Annotated in this window: 20 protein-coding genes; 10 read left to right on the forward strand and 10 right to left on the reverse strand. The window is 64.6% G+C overall.

All coding sequences use genetic code 11. From position 1 onward, the window contains the following. Window positions 1-37: 37 nt before the first annotated feature. Window positions 38-3859 (reverse strand): XVIPCD domain-containing protein, encoded by a 3822-nt coding sequence (locus ACZK2G_RS02170; RefSeq protein WP_478474558.1) that lies wholly within the window; start codon window positions 3857-3859, stop codon window positions 38-40. Window positions 3860-3870: 11 nt separating this feature from the next. Further along, a complete protein-coding gene (locus tag ACZK2G_RS02175; RefSeq protein WP_478474559.1) occupies window positions 3871-4371 on the reverse strand; it encodes a hypothetical protein in 501 nt (166 codons plus the stop codon). 394 nt (window positions 4372-4765) lie between these two features. On the opposite strand from ACZK2G_RS02175, the gene ACZK2G_RS02180 reads away from it, so the two are divergent. The 3 genes from ACZK2G_RS02180 to ACZK2G_RS02190 all read left to right on the forward strand — a co-directional run bounded on the left by ACZK2G_RS02180 (window position 4766) and on the right by ACZK2G_RS02190 (window position 7869). Beyond that, window positions 4766-5692 carry an XVIPCD domain-containing protein gene (locus ACZK2G_RS02180; protein WP_478474560.1) on the forward strand — a complete coding sequence of 309 codons (927 nt, stop codon included), beginning with the start codon at window positions 4766-4768 and terminating at the stop codon, window positions 5690-5692. A gap of 165 nt (window positions 5693-5857) precedes the next feature. After that, window positions 5858-7003, forward strand: a complete 1146-nt coding sequence (locus ACZK2G_RS02185) for a YncE family protein (RefSeq protein ID WP_478474561.1) — start codon at window positions 5858-5860, stop codon at window positions 7001-7003. Window positions 7004-7179: 176 nt separating this feature from the next. Then, a complete protein-coding gene (locus ACZK2G_RS02190) occupies window positions 7180-7869 on the forward strand; it encodes a hypothetical protein (RefSeq protein WP_478474563.1) in 690 nt (229 codons plus the stop codon). Between the two features lie 29 nt (window positions 7870-7898). Here ACZK2G_RS02190 and ACZK2G_RS02195 read toward each other — a convergent pair whose 3' ends face one another. After that, the gene (locus ACZK2G_RS02195; RefSeq protein ID WP_478474564.1) at window positions 7899-8291 is read right to left on the reverse strand and encodes an XVIPCD domain-containing protein; all 393 of its coding nucleotides are present in this window, start codon (window positions 8289-8291) and stop codon (window positions 7899-7901) included. A 75-nt stretch (window positions 8292-8366) separates the two neighbouring features. Next, window positions 8367-8846 carry a nuclear transport factor 2 family protein gene (locus ACZK2G_RS02200; RefSeq protein ID WP_004139651.1) on the reverse strand — a complete coding sequence of 160 codons (480 nt, stop codon included), beginning with the start codon at window positions 8844-8846 and terminating at the stop codon, window positions 8367-8369. 222 nt (window positions 8847-9068) lie between these two features. Between ACZK2G_RS02200 and ACZK2G_RS02205 the strand changes: the two genes are divergently transcribed. Then, on the forward strand, window positions 9069-9881 hold the full coding sequence (locus ACZK2G_RS02205) for an alpha/beta fold hydrolase (RefSeq protein WP_295381621.1): 813 nt from the start codon (window positions 9069-9071) through the stop codon (window positions 9879-9881). A gap of 9 nt (window positions 9882-9890) precedes the next feature. Continuing rightward, window positions 9891-10064, forward strand: coding sequence for a hypothetical protein (locus ACZK2G_RS02210; RefSeq protein WP_004139657.1), 174 nt, complete (start codon window positions 9891-9893; stop codon window positions 10062-10064). Window positions 10065-10155: 91 nt separating this feature from the next. On the opposite strand, the gene ACZK2G_RS02215 is transcribed toward ACZK2G_RS02210, so the two are convergent. Further along, window positions 10156-10836 carry a hypothetical protein gene (locus ACZK2G_RS02215; protein WP_478474566.1) on the reverse strand — a complete coding sequence of 227 codons (681 nt, stop codon included), beginning with the start codon at window positions 10834-10836 and terminating at the stop codon, window positions 10156-10158. Window positions 10837-10969: 133 nt separating this feature from the next. Here ACZK2G_RS02215 and ACZK2G_RS02220 point away from each other — a divergent pair, with 133 nt between their 5' ends. Together ACZK2G_RS02220 and ACZK2G_RS02225 are read left to right on the forward strand one after the other, a co-directional pair. Further along, window positions 10970-11629, forward strand: coding sequence for a hypothetical protein (locus ACZK2G_RS02220; protein ID WP_478474567.1), 660 nt, complete (start codon window positions 10970-10972; stop codon window positions 11627-11629). A gap of 70 nt (window positions 11630-11699) precedes the next feature. Continuing rightward, window positions 11700-12668 carry a polysaccharide deacetylase family protein gene (locus ACZK2G_RS02225; RefSeq protein ID WP_478474568.1) on the forward strand — a complete coding sequence of 323 codons (969 nt, stop codon included), beginning with the start codon at window positions 11700-11702 and terminating at the stop codon, window positions 12666-12668. 3 nt (window positions 12669-12671) lie between these two features. Here ACZK2G_RS02225 and ACZK2G_RS02230 read toward each other — a convergent pair whose 3' ends face one another. From ACZK2G_RS02230 to ACZK2G_RS02240, 3 genes are all read right to left on the reverse strand, one after another. Next, the gene (locus tag ACZK2G_RS02230; protein ID WP_478474570.1) at window positions 12672-13598 is read right to left on the reverse strand and encodes a class I SAM-dependent methyltransferase; all 927 of its coding nucleotides are present in this window, start codon (window positions 13596-13598) and stop codon (window positions 12672-12674) included. Then, window positions 13579-13965 (reverse strand): hypothetical protein, encoded by a 387-nt coding sequence (locus ACZK2G_RS02235; protein WP_478474571.1) that lies wholly within the window; start codon window positions 13963-13965, stop codon window positions 13579-13581. The genes ACZK2G_RS02230 and ACZK2G_RS02235 overlap by 20 nt, the downstream gene beginning before the upstream one ends. A 63-nt stretch (window positions 13966-14028) precedes the next feature. After that, complete coding sequence (locus ACZK2G_RS02240) at window positions 14029-14445, reverse strand: hypothetical protein (RefSeq protein WP_478474572.1); 417 nt, start codon at window positions 14443-14445, stop codon at window positions 14029-14031. A 90-nt stretch (window positions 14446-14535) separates the two neighbouring features. Here ACZK2G_RS02240 and ACZK2G_RS02245 point away from each other — a divergent pair, with 90 nt between their 5' ends. Beyond that, the gene (locus ACZK2G_RS02245; protein ID WP_046984487.1) at window positions 14536-14811 is read left to right on the forward strand and encodes a hypothetical protein; all 276 of its coding nucleotides are present in this window, start codon (window positions 14536-14538) and stop codon (window positions 14809-14811) included. A gap of 88 nt (window positions 14812-14899) precedes the next feature. Here ACZK2G_RS02245 and dmeF read toward each other — a convergent pair whose 3' ends face one another. After that, window positions 14900-15874: a CDF family Co(II)/Ni(II) efflux transporter DmeF gene (gene dmeF, locus ACZK2G_RS02250; protein WP_046984488.1), complete on the reverse strand. Its 975-nt coding sequence runs from the start codon at window positions 15872-15874 to the stop codon at window positions 14900-14902. A 48-nt stretch (window positions 15875-15922) separates the two neighbouring features. Here dmeF and ACZK2G_RS02255 point away from each other — a divergent pair, with 48 nt between their 5' ends. Continuing rightward, the gene (locus ACZK2G_RS02255; protein WP_046984489.1) at window positions 15923-16207 is read left to right on the forward strand and encodes a metal/formaldehyde-sensitive transcriptional repressor; all 285 of its coding nucleotides are present in this window, start codon (window positions 15923-15925) and stop codon (window positions 16205-16207) included. Window positions 16208-16235: 28 nt separating this feature from the next. Here ACZK2G_RS02255 and ACZK2G_RS02260 read toward each other — a convergent pair whose 3' ends face one another. Further along, on the reverse strand, window positions 16236-16607 hold the full coding sequence (locus tag ACZK2G_RS02260) for a MerC domain-containing protein (protein ID WP_046984490.1): 372 nt from the start codon (window positions 16605-16607) through the stop codon (window positions 16236-16238). A 69-nt stretch (window positions 16608-16676) separates the two neighbouring features. On the opposite strand from ACZK2G_RS02260, the gene ACZK2G_RS02265 reads away from it, so the two are divergent. Beyond that, on the forward strand, window positions 16677-18002 hold the full coding sequence (locus ACZK2G_RS02265; protein ID WP_253079186.1) for a GTP-binding protein: 1326 nt from the start codon (window positions 16677-16679) through the stop codon (window positions 18000-18002). The last annotated feature ends 79 nt before the right edge of the window (window positions 18003-18081 follow it).

Raw genomic sequence — 18081 nt, forward strand, 5'->3', positions numbered from 1 at the left:
GACAACCGCCGGTTCCGCGGCCATCCGAACCTGACCCTTACCCAATGCTTGCCGCACGTACCTGGATATCCTGCTGTGCTCGCTCATCCTGCAGTTGCTGCTCCTGCTGATTGGCCAGTGCGCGCTGCTGCGCCTCCCTGCTGACCGAATCAAACTGCAGCAGTGATTCCTCCACAGGCGTCTGTGCAGCCTCTGCCGTTAGCATGGAGGCGCGCAGATGGGCAGGATCGTTCGCCTCGCCCTGCACCACGAAGAGGGTATGGCCGGCGGGATGCGTTGCCGTGGCGTTGCTTACGAGCACATGATCAACGTGGGACAGATCATTGTCCTTGGCCAGAACCAGTAGGCTTGCGGTCATTCTTTCGCTCGTCGCATCGAAGCTGCGGCCATGCTTGGCGTCCAGCTCCTCCACGCCCTCGCGGATCTGCTGATAGAGCGCGTGATCGGGATGGCCGGGCTGCATTGGATTGCTTTCCGCCAGAGTGGCAGACGGCGGCGTTACATGCGCAGGGAGGTCGCGGTCCTCATCTGAAGGGAAGGAGGGAAGCGCTGCCTGATGGGTAGCGTCTCCGCCAACGTCAGCGGCTCGGGGGTTTGCAGGTTCCAGCCCTGGATTGTCCCGCGTCGGTGGCGACGGGAGTGGGGGATCCAACGCGACGTCCTGCGTAACCCCTGGCGCATGCTCGGTCTCATTAGATGGCAGCAGCGGCTTCTCTGCTTCGTCTTGAGTCGTAGAGGTGGTCGGCTGCGCAGGCAATGAGCCGGTAAGTTGCTGCGGCTCAACACTGCCCTGATGCACGCGGGGCTCAGCCTTCGGCTCCTGCATCTGAGCTGGCTGGGCTGAGCCTGCACTGGCCGCAGTACTTACGACCGAGGCGTTCTGCTCCTGACGGGCCTGCTCTGCATTCGGTTCATGCTGCGATGCACTTTGAGGATTCACCACCGGTGCGGTTGGTACTGCTTCGTCCTTCCGAGCATCCCGCTGGGCAGCTTCTTCTGTGCGCTGCGCCGAATCGGCTTGCCGTTCAGAGCGACTCTCGACTCGTTGCTCACTCTCACGCGAAGGACGCGTGCGCTCTGGCTCAACAATCTTCACGGAGGGCGCCGCGATGACAGGAGTGGGCGCCGGAGCTGGATCGCGACTTGGTTCAATGGCAGCGTTGGTTGCCGCACCTCGTTGCGGGTCAGTGTCGACCTTCAGTGCCTCAACCGGGTCAATCGTCACCCCTCGCGTCTGCAGCACGGCCGCGGACGCTGCTTGATGCGCATCCACCGTCGCACTGCCTTGGCGATTGGCCTCCTGCAAGGCTTGCTGATGTGCGTCCTGCTCCTTGGCAGTCAACGCAGCAATGCGTAGCTCGGGCACGTCGGGCGTCGTCGCCTGATCCGCAGGCGTAGCGCCTTGGGCTGCCAGCGAAGTTTCGGGCCGAAGCTGCGATTGAGCGCGCGCAATATCTTCAATGGTGGTGGTGCCGGTGAGCACCATCCGGTTGCCGCCCGCGTCACCGAAAGTGGCGATGGCGCTATCTGGGCCGGGCGCGTGGGTACGTGGGTCTGGCATCAGTTCCAGAACCACGTCGGCTGTTCTGCCTTGCAGGTTCAGCGTCTGCTCCACAGCGACGGCTGTCGCCGCAAGCTGCTGCTCGGTCAGTTCGATGCCATGCCTTGCATACAGCGCATCTACCTGGCCGCGAATGCCCTCGGGTGCAACCTGCGCGGTGTCTTTCAGCTGTGTGGCGATGTCGTGCAGCCCGGCGATACCTTCATTCTGGCTTTGCCAGGTGATCTCCAGTTCGTCGCTCAGGTTCCGGTTGGCGGTGCTGTCAAAGATCATGCCCTTGCTGACCCATTTGCCGTCCGCCTGCCGTGTGTAGGCGCTGCCGTCGCTCGCGTTCAGCGTGTTGGCGCTGGCTTCCGCATCCTGGATGGCGCGGGGAACAGATGGATTGTTTGCGTCGCCGAAGTCGTTCCATCGCCCTTGCTCGTGGGCAACCATGTAGCGCGCAGCCATCGCGGCTTTGGTGTTTGACGCGTTCTGGGCGATGACCGTGCGTGACTGTTCATCGAGCGCCTGTGCCTGCTCCGCAGAGACCGGCAGGTGGCGGCTGTTGGGCACTCGCCCATCCACCATCTCCTTGATTTCCAGTTCCCATTGCCCCGAGCTGGAATCGCGTACAAAGGCGCGATCGGTTTCGAAGGCACCTTGCGCAGGCTCGGCCAAGCCATTGGCGTTCACCCGGTAGGGGTTCTGTGGTGGTGGCGGGTTCGACAGGCCCAACTCATACGAGGCCCGAGCCGCCTGCCAGTTCAACTGGCGCTCCAATGTGCCGGTGGCAACGTAGTTGGTGCGGAAGGTGACGTCGTCACCCTGTGCCGTCTGCACCGGGCGGACTTCTACGCCGGTGCCGAGGTCGCTGCTCTGGACCTGCTGCTGTTCACCGGCTCGCAGCCATCGCCCATTGGGGTCGGCCGGGTCGCGTGTCCAGGTGCGTCCCATCGGGTCAACCTGGGAGTAGACGCGTTCGATGTCCTTCTGCTCGGCCCAGCGTTCGCCGAGGTACGCACCCAGAACGCCGCCACCGATACCCGTCGCAATGGCGCCGGGCCCTGTCCACGAGCCCGAAGCGAAGCCGACACCAGCGCCGCCAAGAAAGCCACCCACTGCGCCGCCGACGTTGCGGCCGACGAAGTGTGCAGCGGTGGAACCTGCGCCTGCGGCATTGCCCTGCGAGTTCAGTTCAATCCACTTGTGCCCGGAGGTGGCGAAGTCGTGCGCCAACAGGGCGACACCCGCAACGCCGGCAACCTTGATGGCAGGGTTGATTCCGGCGTGCATGCCATGCGGTGCAACGTCGGCCACTGCTTCGGCAACGGCTGCCGCTTGGGGAGGGCCGCGTGGAGCTCCCGGCTGCAGGGGCGCGTGTGATGGTGGTTCGGGCAGATCAGCGAACAGGCGTGGCCCTTTGCCCAGGTTGGCATGCGCTGCGACCCAGTTCGCGCGGGTGGTCGACATCTCGCTCAGGTTCAATGCGCTGTAGTCGTGCAGCGGTCGTTCGAAGAGCGTCTTGCTGACAGCGTCATAGCCATCGATGGGTTTGAGATGCAGGCGCACCTGCGCGACGTCGACGGGGTGTGCGCTGTTGGTGGTGGCATGCTGCGCGAGGCTGCGCTCAAGCGCCTGGTACTCAGCGGCGGACTGGCTTGCGAAGGCCAGTGGCTCGGGCCCGAAGGCGCTTATGGGGTAGCCGTTGATGCGGAGTTGCGGGTGTTCGAGCGCGGTGGGCAGTTCGAAGTTGCTGAACCCACGATTGGCGGGCGCCCCATCTACGAAGGCGACAAGCGGCTTGCCTGTGGAGATGGCGTTTTCGAGGAACTGGGAACTGCCGGCGTTCCACATCATGTCCTGGAGCGCGCCTTTGTAATCGCCCAAGGGAACGAAGCCCTGGGTCTTCATGAAGCTCTCAAACTTATCCGTAATCGCTAGGAAGTCTGGGTGCTGGGAGGGGCGATCTCCGGCATCGGTGATGTATTTTCCCCATGGCGTGTTGCCAATAATCCCAGCTTTGTAGTCCGCGTCTTCCACATACGCGACGGCACTCAGGAAGTTGGAGGCGCCAGCTCGGTCCTTCCCTGAGAAAGCGACGTAATCAATGCTTGGCGGAAGCTTCGGCGGATGACTAGCAATCTTCTGCTTGAGAAAATCCTCGTAGCTTGTAAGCGTGTCGGGTCCCGAGCCCGGGGATTTCAGGTAGTCAAGAACGACTGCCTTCTGTTGGTCAGATAGCAGGCTGCCGTCCCCCGCATTCGTTGCGGGATTCAACGTCGTAAGCGCAAAGTCATCAAACGAGAACGTAGGCACCGCGTATCACCTCAAGGAACACCGGCAGGAACGTGAAGCTCTGCAAGAATGACCCAGTCATTCGGCAAGTCCGTATAGCTCTCAGGTGGTGACGCTCCCAGCCGGACCAGCTCATCAACCTTGGCCAAGGCCACATAGCGGCGACTCTCCGGGTTGTTGACCTGGCCGGAAAATACATTCACGAGCCCCTCCGCAACACTGCAGATGAAGGAGTACTTTTCCTCGGAGTTTCCCAATGTCTTCTGCAGCCTAAGGATGGACTCGAGAACCTGGTGCGGACTCAATTCCAGCGTGTAGCGAACTTCGCGACGTCCATGCTGTTCGACGACCTGCCTGGTGCCAAAGAATCCTGTCGCGCCAACTTGATTTTCATTGCGACGGAACATGTATTGGTACTCAATCTCGTCGCTCCCATCTCGCCCGGTTGCTGGCAGCATTCTCGGGAAGGAAATGGTCACACCGCTTTCCGGGTCAAACGCGGTGTTCTCGACTGGCATGAATCGGATAGGCATGGTTCTTCCCTGGAAGACCTTGTTGGTCGAAAGTTGAGTTTCGCGGTTTCGTTCAGTCCAGCTCTTAATGGCTGCCTATCTGCCAGGTGGCTGAATGGGCAGGATGAATCCGACTCCCAGCGACATGAGTATTGTCACGGAGAGCGCAGGAACTCATCGATCTGAAGTCAGGAACGTGCGTCCAAGAGTCTTTCATCAGCAAGTCCCTGGGGGGGGGCCAGCCCCTATAGGGGGGGGGGCCCAACCCCCCCCCCCGCGGGGGGGGGGGGGGGGGGGCATGCTGGTTCACACATTCAGAAAGCCGATCCCGCAGCTTGGGCCTCTCCACCTGCCCCCCATCCCACCTATGCCATCATCCGGCCAGGACCGCAGCACCCATCAAGGCTGAACAGGCATGGAGCAGGCAACACGCTACACCGCAACGCTGTACCTGGCCGCACCCGGCACCCCGCTGAATAGCGGAGGCATCTCGCCGCGCGGCCATATGTTCCTGCAGGTGGCGGCAGACGACGAGGCCCACAGCTACGGCTTCGCACCGCCGCGCCAGGTGCTGGGCGATACCCACACCGGCGTGCAGTACGCGCAGGTGCGCCACGACGATGCCGATGAGCATCTGGACCCGTATTACAGTCGCACTCTGGAAATCACCGAGGAGCACTACGGTTGCCTGCGTGATTTCGCCGAGGAACCGGCCGAGTTCGAATTCGATGTGGATCGCCCGGCCACCATCAACCGCTGCAGCGATTTCGTCTGGGCAGCGCTGCACTACGCTGGCCTGCATCCGCTGCCGGCGCCGCTGGACGGCGGCAGCAACCTGGGCGAGTTCGCGGTGCTGTTCAACCTGCCGGAAATCCAGTGCATTGCTGCGCCGTTCCCGGGCAGCGATCTGAATGCCGAAACCCACCATGCGATGCCCGAGCGCGAGGCCGAACACCATCGCCAGAGCGACCGCGCCAGCGATGAGCCGCCGCCGACGCCGATTGAAGTGGCCGGCACGCTGCTGGACCCTTCGCATCCGGACCATCGCCTGTTCGCGCAGCTGATTCAGAAAGTGGCTGAGCTGGACGCCGCGCATGGCCGCCCGTTCGATGCCGCCAGCCAGCGCATCAGCGCCAGCCTGCTGGTGCTGGCCAAGCAGAACAATCTTTCGCGGGTGGACCACGTGCTGCTCAGCCAGCCGACCCAAAGCAGTCATGCCGCCGAGAGCATCTTCATCGTGCAGGGCGATCGCAACGACCCGGGGCACCGTCGCGCCAGCATCGCCACCGAGGTGGCGGCCAAGACCGATGTGGCCGATTCGCTGCGCTTGAAAGAGCAGTAATCCGCACGCCTGCCATACGCGCGCCGGCGCACGCCACGCCCCCCACCTGCTACCATTCTCCCGCTACCCAGCCAGCCCACCCCGCGCAGACAGATGCAGGTCGGGCCGTCGTAGAACGGCCCAGCGAGCCAGGACACCCTCCCGTGCCCATTCAAGGACGCTCGCATGTTCCGTAATCCTCTCTTCCGCTCGGCCGCCCTGGCCGTTGCCGTTTCGCTCAGCCTCGGCGTGCCCTCCGCGTTCGCCGACAACGCACCCGCCGCCAGTGCCACCGCCTCTGTGCAGCGCCAGGCCGTGGCCAAGGGCCTGTACGAGCTGGCCTACAGCCCGAAGCAGAACGCCGTGTTCGTGGCCTCGTCCGGTGGCTTCGGCGATGACGCCGGCCCGGCTCAGGTGCTGCGCCTGAACCCGGCCACGCTGGCCGTGGAAACCCGTATTCCGCTGGAGCGCAAAGCCTTCGGCGTGGTGCTGGATGACGCCCACAACCGCCTGTACGTGGGCAACACCGTGGACCTGTCGGTGACCGTGGTCGACACCGCGCAGAACAAGGCCGTCGGCACCATCCAGCTGATGGAGAAGAAGACCGGCAAGGACGGCAAGGCCGCCTACACGCACGACCTGCGCGAGCTGGTGGTCGACAGCGCCGCCAACCGCCTGTACGTGACCGGCCACAGCAGCCAGCCGGACGTGAGCAGCGTGCTGTTCGTGATCGATACGAACACGCTGAAGGTGATCAACACCATTGATGGCCTGGGCAATGCCAAGGCGCCGGGCCTGGCGCTGGATGCGGCCAACAAGCGCGTCTACACCAGCAACCTGCTGGCCGATCTGGTGGTGGTGGGTACCGATTCGAACAAGGTGGTGGCGCAGCACAAGATCGCCGCCGAGCAGCCGATGAACATCGCCCTGGACCCGGCCGGCAAGCGCCTGTTCGTGACCGACCAGGGCTCGGAATTCCTGCGTGGCTACCAGGCCAAGAGCAGCGGCCTGGTCAGCAAGCACCCGGGCCAGCGCGTGCTGGTTCTCGACCGCAGCACCGGCAAGGAACTGGCCAGCATCCCGACCGATGCCGGTCCGCTGGGCATCCTGCTGGACGCACCGCGCAAGCGCCTGTACGTGACCAATCGCGAAGCCGGTACGGTGACGGCCTACAACAGCGACAGCTACCAGAAGGTGGCGACCTACACGGTGCCGACCCACCCGAACAGCCTGGCGCTGGATGCGAAGAACAACGTGTTGTTCGTGAGCATCAAGAACGGCGAGAAGGACGACAAGGGCGCTGACGAGAGCGTGGCGCGGATTCAGCTGTAACGTTCGCGCTGGATTGAACGGGCCCGCGTCCTCGGCCGTCGGTCGTGGAGCGGGCCTTTTCTATTGATGCGGATTGCATGACGCTGGACTAGGAAGTGTTGCAAAAGCAGGGAGGCCGCTTGTTGCGGTGGGGTAGTACATGTAGCGTCATCAGCCTTCCAGGGGAGGCTTATCCAATGAGTACGTATACCGCGTTCGTCGAGCTGGCATTTGAGAGGCTGAACAAAGAGTTGGCGATACCGAAGGGATTCGCCGTGGCACTCTACAAAGAGGAGGACTCGTGGAGCTTCATCTCGAAGCTGGCGCAGCTCGTCGAGGCGGTCTTCACGCGGGCTGTCGTCGATGCCCTGCGCGAGCCGCTGATACTCGAAGTGATCAGCAATCTTCCGCAGGAAGTGAGGATCAACTTTCTGCGCAAGATGAACATCATCGACAGCGAACAGAAATCGATGTTCAAGGCCGTTGCAGAGATCAGGAACCAGTACATCCATGACCTCTCCAACATCGACGTTCCGCTGGATGCCTACATCAAGAATCTGGAGGACGGCGCAAGGAAGGGACTCTTCAAACGGTTCAAGCCGTACTTCGTCGACCCGAAGATGTCCATTGAGGAGTTCATCTCAGAATGCAGGCCACAGGTTTTCCATGTGTGCGTGCTGGAGCTGCTGAAGGTGCATGGAGCGGTGGCCTCCATGAACATCAAGAAGGATCACGAGGCATTCCTTCTGGCACAGACAAGAAGGTTGCTTCCGGAGAGGAATGAAAAGCAGTTCCTGCAGACTTACGAATTGGATGTGATGGAATACGTGCGTAAAGCGAAGGACGTCCTGAAGCGCGAGGGGTTGTACACCCTCCGGTTTCAGTAGCCGGGCGCCAAAACAGCCTCCGCGCCTGCTTACCCCATCCGCGGCGCGGGATTCTGCATCTCCTGCGCCTGAGCCTCGACCTGCTGCGGCATACCCAGCCCCAGCTTCTGCATCGATTGCTCCACCGGCGTCTGCGCCGCCACAGCGGTCGACATCATCGCGCGCAGGTGCGCCGGATTGGCCGGGTCGCCCTGCACCACGAAGATGCTGTGCCCGGCCGGCTGGTTGGCCGTGGCGTTGCTGACCAGCACATGGTCGACCTGCTGCAGGCCCTGTTCGCGGGCGAGCACGGTCAGGCTGGCAGTCAGGCGTTCGCTGGTCTGGTCGAACGGACGGCCGTGCTGGGCGTCCAGCGCGGCCACGCCTTGGCGGACCTGCTGGTTGAGGCCGTAGTCGGGGTGGTTGGGGGTGATCTCTGCCATGGCGATCGAGCGTTAGCGGTGGGTCGTGGTGGGCCCGGTCAGTATAGATCCGGCCCGTGAAGCGCGCCCGAGGGGTCAGTCCGCCGGCCGATGGTCGTAGCTGATCACCCGCTCGGCCAACCAGCGCCCGTCCACGCGGCGCCAGACCTGGATGAAGCGGGCCTGGCCCACCCACCGCTCCACGCCGTCCTTGCCGCGTTCATGGAAGCGGTGGTCGCCGATCTCCAGTGCCCGCTCGTCGTGCAACGGGAACACCTGCAGCGAAGGTTCCACCAGCTCACGGCGCAGGCTCCAGCCGCCCTTGCGCGCATTGCTGCACATGGTGGCCACGCTGCGGCGGAAGTCCTCGCGGTTGCTGGCTGACTTGCCGTCCTTGTCATGGAAGAACTCCATGTCTTCGGTGGTCATCGCGGCGGCCTTGTCGGCATCGCAGGCCTCGAAGGCCACAGCAAAGAGCTGGGTGTCGGCCTGGCGGATCTGTTGGCGCAGGTCATCGGCGGGCGACGGTGCGGCAGCGAGACCGGCGGCGAGCAGGGGCAGGGTGAGCAGCAGCATGGCGAAACTCCCGGGGATGGTTCACGCAGGCTCGCATGGCATCTGGGCCGCTGCAGCCGACCTGCGACGAAACGAGCTTTCCGCGGAGCGAATGCCCGCATTGGCGGCCCGACCCAGGCGGCGTCGCCTGTGCAGGCGATGTCATGGCGACCGGCGATTCCATCACGGTCGCGATAGGGGCCCGCCACTAGTCTGAAAGCCTCCCCTTCCACAGGAGCTCCCATGCCTGCTTCCCGCATCCGCCTGCACGTTGAAGACACCGGTGGCGACGGTCGCCCGGTCATCCTGATCCACGGCTGGCCGCTGTCCGCCGATGCCTGGAAGACGCAGGTGTCGATCCTGCGCGATGCCCAGCACCGGGTGATCAGCTACGACCGGCGCGGATTCGGGCGTTCCGACAAGCCGGCCGAGGGCTACGACTACGACACGCTGGCGGCGGACCTGGCCGGGTTGATCGAGGAGCGTGACCTGCGCGACGTCACCCTGGTCGGTTTCTCGATGGGCGGCGGTGAGGTGGCGCGCTATGTGGCCAATCACGGGCAGGATCGCCTGCACAGCGTGGTGTTTGCTGCTGCGGTGCCGCCGTATCTGCTGCGCAGTGACGACAATCCGGAAGGGCCGCTCACCCAGGAAAAGGCCGATGAAATGCGCAGCGGTCTGGACAAGGATCGCGAGGCGTTCTTCGATGGCTTTACCCGCGACTTCTTCAGCGCCAATGGCCAGTTGATGGTGACCGAAGAGACGCGTCAGGCGGCGATCGCGCTGTGCCATCAATCCGACCAGAACGCAGCGCTGGGGTGCATGAAGGCGTTTGCTACCACCGACTTCCGCGAAGACCTGAAGAAGATCACGGTACCAACCTTGATCCTGCACGGTGACAGCGATGCCATCGTGCCGTTCGAGGGTTCTGGCGAACGTACCCATCAGGCGATTGCCGGCAGCGAAGTGGTGATCTTGAAAGGAGCGCCGCATGGCTGCAACACCAGTCATGCTGATCACTTCAATCTGGCACTGCTGAACTTCCTGAAACGGTAAGCTTCCTCGATGCGCGAACCGAAGACACCGCCGTGGAAGAAGCCCAACCCCAAGGGCCAGACATCGCAACCGCTGTCGGCCGCCCAGAAGGAGGCGGCGCGGCAGCGTGCGGAAGAGAACGGGCGGCGCTACCCGAACCTGGTGGACAACATGTGGGCGGCGAAGCTGCCGCGGGGATCCTGATCTGTAGTGCCGAGCCATGCTCGGCTCCGCTCTGCATCCATCAACGCATGGCGTGGATCTACTGCAACAGCAGCCGAGCATGGGATCGGCTCTACTGTTCGGGCACTGGCATCCAACCCGATTCCAACCACGGGGCAACCTTCATATTTCGAACCGTGATTGCTTCAATCGACATTCCCGCCAAGCGCGCAAGCTCTGCGCGAAGCTGCTCGGCGTCCACCGGCACGGCCGTAGCCACCTGCAGCCGGTCACCATGATGCCTCACCTGCACCGGTAGCATGGCCCGTGCATCATGCTCGCCGCCGGTGCGCCCGATCGGGTAGCGCATTGTTACCGGTCGCGACAACTGCGCCAGTGCTGGCTGCCACGCCTGCAGCACGAGAGGCTGTCTGGCAGCGGGTACATGTACTTCAGCAATCGTGGCCGTGTAGCCGGTGATGCTCTCGACCATGACCTGGAAGCGCGCACCATCCGGCATGACGAGCACGGCGGTGATCAATGCGGAGAGCGAAACGAGCACTGCCGCGAGGTTCCAGCTGTGCGGCGCGGTGGCCGGGCGAGTTGCGATGCGCAGGCCCGGTTTGCGCCACAGCTTGCGCGCGTAGATGCGCCGGTCCTTCCGGCGCGGGCTGCTGCTGTGCTCGGGCAGGTTCAAAGGAACCCGTGGAAGGCGCGCTGCGCGGGCCTTGATCAGGCGCGACAGCAGCATCCACGCGATCACGAACGCCAACAGCGGAAGCAGCGTTCGCACCCACAGATACAGCGTGACCATCCACAACACCTCTACAGACGACCATCCATGCTCATCCACATCCTACCGGGACCGCGTGCCGGTTGTCGTATCCGCCAGCCGACAGGCACAGGGCGCTTGGTTAGGATGGTCCTTTGTTGTCACGGATGAACCGATGGTCTCTGCTGCTACCCGCTTCTGTCGTATCTGTGGTCCCGGCCCGATCCTGATGGTGCTGCAGGTGGTGGCGCTGCTGTCGATGGCGCTGGCAGCCGGCTTCTTCCACTACCGCGTGGATCTGCTGCTGGAGCCGGTGGATGAAACCTGCGGAGGCCCGGATCCGGTGGCACGCATGCAGGTGGCGGAGCAGTTGATGGCCCGTTCGCTGGCGCTTGAGCCTTGGCAGCCGTTGCATTGGATTCCGCTGGCCGGCGTGGTGCTGGCCATGCTGGGCGCGATGTCGATCAGTCTCTATCGGCTCGGGCGCCTGCCGGGGAGACTGCGCCTGGCCAACTGGGGAATGATGGCACTGCATGGCGTGATACTGGCGTTGGCCAGTTGGGCGCTGCGTCTGTACGACACGGCATGGACCAGCGTAGCCACACTGTCTCCTGCGGCGTGCATGGTTGAGCTGGGTGAGCAGGGCAGGTTGCCGCTGGCGCAGGCGCAGCAGGTGGTGTTCGAGATCCTCACCCATGAGCATGCGCCGCTGCTGCGCAACCCTGATGACCTTGCCCTGGTGCTGGTCGCGTTGATGCTGATGGCGATGACTGCAGGATTCATGCTGTGGCGGGCGATCGTGCGCGAACGTCAGGTGCCGTCGCCCAGCCCATAGCGGGTGTGTGACCAACCACGCGCCCGCAATCGCGCTAAAGTCAGCACTTCGCTCCTGCAAGGATGTGCCGATGCGTTGGTTGCTGCGTGCTGTGCCGTTGCTGCTGTGTTCGTTGGGGGTACACGCCGCCGAAGTGGACCGCCGGATTGCGGTGACCATCGACGACCTGCCGTGGGCACGGGTGGATGAGATCGTGCCGCCGGACCTGCAGGCACGTCATGAAGCGCTGATGGCGCAGCTGCGCCAGGCGGGCGTGCCGGTGGTCGGCTTCGTCAACGAGAACAAGCTCGAGATCGACGGGCAGGTGCAGCCGGCGCGGGTGCAGATGTTGCGCGACTGGCTGGACGCCGGCTACGCGCTGGGCAACCACACGTACTCGCACATGGATCTGAATGCCAAGGGAGTACCTGCGTTCCAGCAGGATTTTCTGCGTGGCGAGACGGTGCTGCGGCCGTTGCTGGCCGAGCGCGGCCTGAAACCGCAATGGATGCGCCATCCCTATCTACGTGCCGGGCGCACGCCGGAAGAACGCGCGGAGATGGATGTGTTCTTCAAGGAGCACGGCTACCGCGTGGCCCCGGTGACGGTCGACAACGGCGAGTGGGTCTGGGCGTTCGCCTATGCCAACGTGATGAACGAACAGCCTGACTCACCCGAGCGCGAGGCGACGCTGGCACAGCTGCGCAAGGGCTATGTGCCCTACATGCTGAACAAGTTGGACTACTACGAGAAGCAGTCGCAGGCGCTGCTGGGCCATGCGCTGCCGCAGGTCTGGCTGATGCATGCCAACGAACTCAATGCAGCCACGTTTGCCGAACTGGTGGCGGCGACGAAGCGGCGCGGGTACCGCTTCATCTCGCTGGAGGACGCGATGCGCGATCCTGCTTACGCGCGTGGCGCCGAGGGCTACAGCGGTCGCTACGGTCCGAGCTGGCTGCACCGTTGGGCGATGGCCGAGAAGAAGCCGAAAGACTTCTACGCCGGTGAACCGGTGGTGCCGGCGTGGGTGATGAAGCTGGCGAAGGTGGATTCGGAGTGAGCCTCAGCGCTTGACGGCCAGCACACCGTCCAGCGCCAGTTCGGCCTTGAAACCGGCCTTTTCCAGGCGCTTGGCGACTTCGCGTGGGACATCGCGTCCGCTGGTCAGCTTGTTCGGCGCACCGGTGTAGTGGAACAGACGCCCGCCCTTGCGGATGACGCGGGCGAGGTGGTCGTAGAATACCTGCGAGTACAGTTCGCCGGCGATGCCGAAGCGCGGCGGGTCGTGCAGTATCGCGTCGACGCTGCTGCTGGCCACCTGTTCGATCTGCTGCGAGACATCGCCATGCCTGAACTGCAGGCGGCCACCGGCGGAGGCCGAGTCCGGATCCGGCGACCACGGGTTGAGCGTGCGCAGCCACATCACGTCGGCATTCTTCTCGAACGAGCGGATCTGGCCCACACCGGCTTCGAGCGCGCAGGCGGCGAAGTAGCCCAGGCCGCCGCAGGTATCGAGGATGATCTTGCCGGCCGGGGCGACCAGCTCGACCTTGCGGCGCGCGTCCTCGAACGGTGACAGCTTCGAGCTGGGCAGCATCTTGATGCCGTCGATCTCGAAGGTCGGTGCGCCCCATTCGGTCGGTACCAGCTTGATCAGCGAGCCGCTGTAGCGCGAGATTGGCGCGAAGTCCCCGCCGTCCCAGAAGTACAGCGTGCGGTCCTTCAGCTTGCCCGGCCACGGGTAGGCCTGGCCACGGAAGTGGAAGCCGTCGGTGTTCAGGGCCACGGTGTCCTGGCTCCGGCCCAGGTCGAGCGATCCCTGCCAGTCGGCAGCGCCCTTGTCATGGGCACGGCGCAGGGTGTCAGCGCTGTCGCGGGTCAGCAGGGGGCCGGTGTAATGGGGCACGGCGGGTACCGGGGCGGTTCGGGGGAGGGCATGGTACCGCAGCTGTTGTAGAGCCAAGCCGATGTCAAAGTAGATCCACGCCATGCGTGGATGCAGGCAGGGAGGAGTCGAGCGTAGGCCCGACGCTACCGCTGGTACAGCTGAAGCCGTGCGTGGCTCCTTCCCCAGAGATCATGCCGACGCCACGCGATGGCTGCATGCCCTGCAGCGCGCACGACCGACGATGGACCTCCTGGGTTTCCGTTGGCTGCCGATCAAAGTCATAGCGCAGGCTGCCGTCTTCCTGCAGCAGCCAATGCACGGTAACGCGCTCATGGCGACCATCACCGAGATCCCAGTCAAGTGTGCGCATGATCAGGGTCTGGCCATCGGGCAGTTGCCGGACTTCGTCATAGGCGCCCTGGGTCTTCGGCGCGCTTACCGCAAGCAGCAGAAACAGCAGCATTGGCATCGCTCCTCAAAGAAGACAGGTTGTACCCATAGTGCCCTGCGCCGCCATCAGAATCATTGCGTCTTACGGGCACTTCACCGCATACACCGGCCCGGCCCCGATCAGCATCAAGGCCATGTAGTCACTGTCGCCGGCCTTGCCCTTCAACATCGCGCCCTTGTTGAAGTGGAAGATACCGAAGCCACCGGCCATGCGGATCAACGCGCTATCGATCTGTTCGGCGTCGTCGCGGAAGTAGCGGCTGATTTCACTGCGGGTGGCCTTGTGCAGGGCATTCGGCTCGCGCTGCCACTGGTCGCCGCGGCTGAAGGAGACGAAGTACTGGCCGCCTTCCTTCTCGATGCGGAAGTCGGCCGGTTTGCGCGCGCTGGTGGCGAAGCAGCCCTGCAGTGGGTCGGCGGAGAAGGGAAGCCCGGCGTCACCGTTACAGGCAGTGAGCAGCAGGAGTGCACCGGGCAGCAGCAGGCGGAGCGTGCGCATGGGATGTCCCGACGGGGCAGGTGCGGCTAGTGTAGGCAGCACACGGGCACGGTCCGTACAGAAATTCGGCAAGCGCAAAGGGGTTTTCGGATGGCGCAGGGCAAGGCACCGTGGTGCGGCGTGGCCAGTTGGCTGGGGATCGTGGTGGGCTGGGGCGCGGGCACGCTGGCGGCGCAGGCGGCGGGAGACAACAGCCTGGCGGCGGGGCTGGGCGTGGGCGTGCTGGGCGCGGCACTGGTGGGCGGTGGCTTGGCAGTAGCTTCGCGCGTGCGCGGTGAGCGCTGGCCGTGGATCGGCATTGCCGGCGCGGTGCTGAGCGCGCTGCCGCTGCTGATGTACCTGCTGCGGATGATGTTGAAGCTCTAGCGGTAGTGCCGGCCGCTGGCCGGCACCAACAGGGTGCATCCGTCGTTCATGAGGTTGCCGGCCAGCGACCGGCACTACCCGGCGTGGATCATGCGCTGCGGTGAATCTCCACCGTCACGTGCACCAGCTCCTCATGAATCGCCAGCGCGTTGCGCACGGTATCGGCATCCAGACTGACGTCGCTGGTGACCACGCTGGCGCTGACCGCGTACTTGCCGCGACCCACTTGCCAGACGTGCAGGTCCGCCAGACGTGCCGGCCACGGACCCTGTTCGATCACTTGGCGGACTTCGGCCACCACCGGTGCATCCATCTGCGCGTCGAGCAGGATACGACCACTGTCACGCAGCAGGCCGATCGCCCAGACAGTAACCAGCACGGCGCCGACCAGGCCCATCACCGGGTCCAGCCAGGTCAGGCCGAGCAGCTTGCCGCCGAGCAGGGCGACGATGGCCAGTACCGAGGTGGCGGCGTCGGCCAGCACGTGCACGTAGGCCGAGCGCAGGTTGAGGTCGTGACCGTGTGCATGGCCGTGATCGTGGTGTTCGTGGTCATGCCCGTGATGATGGCCATGGTCATGCCCGTGGTGATGATGCGCGTGGCCCGGGCTGTCGTGCAGCCACCATGCGCAGAGCAGGTTCACGCCCAGGCCCACCGCAGCGATGGCGATGGCTTCGTTGTAGTGGATGGGGGCGGGCACCCACAGCCGTTCCAGCGATTGCACGGCCATCAATGCGGCGACGCCAAGCAGGGCGATGGCGCTGGTGTAGCCGGCCAGGATCTCGATCTTCCAGGTGCCGAAGGCGAAGCGCGGATCGTGTGCGTAGCGCCGCGCACAGCGGTAGGCGAACACCGAGAGGCCCAGCGCCAGCGCGTGCGAACTCATGTGCCAGCCGTCGGCGAGCACGGCCATGGAGTTGAACCACCAGCCGCCGACGATCTCTACCAGCATCATGGCGACGGTGAGCCACAGGGCGCGGCGGGTATTGCGTTCGGCCAGCGGGTTGCCATCGTCGAAGCGGTGTTCGTGGCGGCGGGCGGCGGCGAGGGCGTCCAATTGCATGGCGGTGGGAGCTGGAGTGGATACCCCCATAGGGTATATGATCCCGCCATGGCCCATGTACACAAGAATCGAAAGCAGCTGCTGACACGGGTACGCCGTATCGCGGGTCAGGTGGCGGCGTTGGAGCAGGCGCTGGACACCCCCGAGGGGGAAGCGGGTGACTGCGCGGACGTGCTGGTGCAGGTCGCCGCCGTGCGCGGTGCAGCCCACAGCCTGCTGATGGAGCTGCTGCACGAGCACCTGCAGGAACACGTGGTGGGTGCCGACGACCCACAGCAGCGGGCCGCCGAGGCCGAAGTGCTGGTGGAGCTGCTGCGCCGCTACGGCAAATAGCAGGGGTAGTGCCGGCCAGCGGCCAGCACTACCCGTGCCGGTGCCGCGCGTTCCAGATATGCGTGGCGGCCAGCAGCAGGCTGCCGGTGACGGTCATCGGTGTTTCCCAGGCATGAGTTGGCAGCGCGAGCGCGCCGGCCAGCAGCAGGCCTAGACCCACGCCGGCGGTGGCCCAGGCCAGTACCGGCAGCGGGTGACGGCGCTCGGCCCGCCACAGCGCGTAGCCGGTCAGCGGCAGGGCGATGGCCACGAACAGCAGGTGCACCCATTCCGCTTCGGCCCAGGTGCCGAACAGCGGCAGCGCGGCGGCAAGCAGGGGCAGCGCCAGGCAATGCAGCAGGCACAGGCTGGACAGGGCGACCGCGCCGGCATCAAGCAGGGCGGCAGAAGGCGACTTCATCGGGGGAGGTTCCTTGCGCGACAATTGTTATACAGTAACATTTCCGTTCCGCAGCCAACCCGCTCCGACATGAACACTGTTTCCCGCGCCGACCGTCGCCTTCCGGTCACCGTGCTGTCCGGCTTCCTGGGGGCCGGCAAGACCACCCTGCTCAACCAGATCCTGCGCAACCGCGAGGGCCTGCGTGTGGCCGTCATCGTCAACGACATGAGCGAGGTCAACATCGATGCGCAGCTGGTGCGCGAAGGCGGCGCCGAGCTGCGCCGCACTGAAGAGACGCTGGTGGAGTTCAGTAACGGCTGCATCTGCTGCACGCTGCGCGATGACCTGTTGCAGGAAGTCCGGCGCCTGGCCGATGCCGGCCGCTATGACTATCTGTTGATCGAATCGACCGGGATCGGCGAACCGATGCCGGTGGCCGCCACCTTCGCGGTACGCGACGAGCACGGCTTCAGCCTGAGTGACATCGCGCGCCTGGACACGATGGTGACGGTGGTCGACGGCAGCGCGTTCCTTGCCGACTTCGGTTCGACCCTGCGGCTGGCCGAGCGTGGCCAGCAGGCCGGGCCGGATGACGACCGAGGTGTGGTCGACCTGCTGTGCGAGCAGGTCGAGTTCGCCGACGTGATCGTGGTCAGCAAGGTCGACCAGGTGGACGACGAGGTGCTGCAGGACACGCTGGCAGTACTGCGTGGCTTGAACCGCGACGCCAAGCTGCTGCTGTCCAGCTTCGGCGACGTGCCTCTGGCCGAGCTGCTGGATACCGGCCGCTTCGACATGGAGCGTGCGCAACGCGCGCCGGGTTGGGTGAAGGAGCTGCGTGGTGAGCACACGCCGGAGACCGAGGAGTACGGCATCGGCAGCTTCGTCTACCGCTCGCGTCGTCCGTTCCACCCCGCGCGATTCGCCCGCGCGCTGCAGTCGGGTATGCCCGGCGTGATCCGCAGCAAGGGCTGGTTCTGGCTGGCCAACCGCATGGATTGGGTAGGTGAACTGAACACCGTGGGCGCGGCGACGCGCACGCAGGCGGCGGGCTTCTGGTATGCCGCGCGCGACCGCGTGCGGGCTGGGCTGGAAGACACCACACCGTTGTTGCCGCCGACGCCGTTGCCTTACAGCGACCTGGGATGGGCGCGGCAGCAGGCCGATTGCTGGAGCGCGCCGCTGCCGGGGCTTGAGGAATTCCCGGATTCGGCCGCGCACACGGCGATGCAGCGGCTGTGGCACCCACTGTGGGGTGATCGCCGCCAGGAGCTGGTGGTGATTGGTGTGCACATGGACGAGCGCGCGGTGCGTGCGGAGCTGGATGCGTGCCTGCTCAACGACCAGGAGCTGCGTGCGGGGCCATTGTTGTGGCACCAGTTGCCGCAGGCGTTCCCTGTGTGGAAGCGTTGACGGTGCATTGATGATCCATGGGTTGCCGGCCAGCGGCCGGCACTACCCCTGGTCGATACGTCATGCGTGGATGGATGCA

It is taken from the genome of Stenotrophomonas sp. 107298_Sma, from assembly GCF_056480345.1.

Coding starts and splice junctions, on each gene's coding strand:
- ACZK2G_RS02175 (WP_478474559.1), bottom strand. CDS start 4,371: ATGCCTATCCGATTCATGCCAGTCGAGAACACCGCGTTTGACCCGGAA.
- ACZK2G_RS02195 (WP_478474564.1), bottom strand. CDS start 8,291: ATGGCAGAGATCACCCCCAACCACCCCGACTACGGCCTCAACCAGCAG.
- ACZK2G_RS02205 (WP_295381621.1), top strand. CDS start 9,069: ATGCCTGCTTCCCGCATCCGCCTGCACGTTGAAGACACCGGTGGCGAC.
- ACZK2G_RS02225 (WP_478474568.1), top strand. CDS start 11,700: ATGCGTTGGTTGCTGCGTGCTGTGCCGTTGCTGCTGTGTTCGTTGGGG.
- ACZK2G_RS02255 (WP_046984489.1), top strand. CDS start 15,923: ATGGCCCATGTACACAAGAATCGAAAGCAGCTGCTGACACGGGTACGC.
- ACZK2G_RS02230 (WP_478474570.1), bottom strand. CDS start 13,598: ATGGCGTGGATCTACTTTGACATCGGCTTGGCTCTACAACAGCTGCGG.
- dmeF (WP_046984488.1), bottom strand. CDS start 15,874: ATGCAATTGGACGCCCTCGCCGCCGCCCGCCGCCACGAACACCGCTTC.
- ACZK2G_RS02190 (WP_478474563.1), top strand. CDS start 7,180: ATGAGTACGTATACCGCGTTCGTCGAGCTGGCATTTGAGAGGCTGAAC.
- ACZK2G_RS02235 (WP_478474571.1), bottom strand. CDS start 13,965: ATGCCAATGCTGCTGTTTCTGCTGCTTGCGGTAAGCGCGCCGAAGACC.
- ACZK2G_RS02215 (WP_478474566.1), bottom strand. CDS start 10,836: ATGGTCACGCTGTATCTGTGGGTGCGAACGCTGCTTCCGCTGTTGGCG.
- ACZK2G_RS02245 (WP_046984487.1), top strand. CDS start 14,536: ATGGCGCAGGGCAAGGCACCGTGGTGCGGCGTGGCCAGTTGGCTGGGG.
- ACZK2G_RS02180 (WP_478474560.1), top strand. CDS start 4,766: ATGGAGCAGGCAACACGCTACACCGCAACGCTGTACCTGGCCGCACCC.
- ACZK2G_RS02220 (WP_478474567.1), top strand. CDS start 10,970: ATGGTCTCTGCTGCTACCCGCTTCTGTCGTATCTGTGGTCCCGGCCCG.
- ACZK2G_RS02240 (WP_478474572.1), bottom strand. CDS start 14,445: ATGCGCACGCTCCGCCTGCTGCTGCCCGGTGCACTCCTGCTGCTCACT.
- ACZK2G_RS02260 (WP_046984490.1), bottom strand. CDS start 16,607: ATGAAGTCGCCTTCTGCCGCCCTGCTTGATGCCGGCGCGGTCGCCCTG.
- ACZK2G_RS02210 (WP_004139657.1), top strand. CDS start 9,891: ATGCGCGAACCGAAGACACCGCCGTGGAAGAAGCCCAACCCCAAGGGC.
- ACZK2G_RS02185 (WP_478474561.1), top strand. CDS start 5,858: ATGTTCCGTAATCCTCTCTTCCGCTCGGCCGCCCTGGCCGTTGCCGTT.
- ACZK2G_RS02265 (WP_253079186.1), top strand. CDS start 16,677: ATGAACACTGTTTCCCGCGCCGACCGTCGCCTTCCGGTCACCGTGCTG.
- ACZK2G_RS02200 (WP_004139651.1), bottom strand. CDS start 8,846: ATGCTGCTGCTCACCCTGCCCCTGCTCGCCGCCGGTCTCGCTGCCGCA.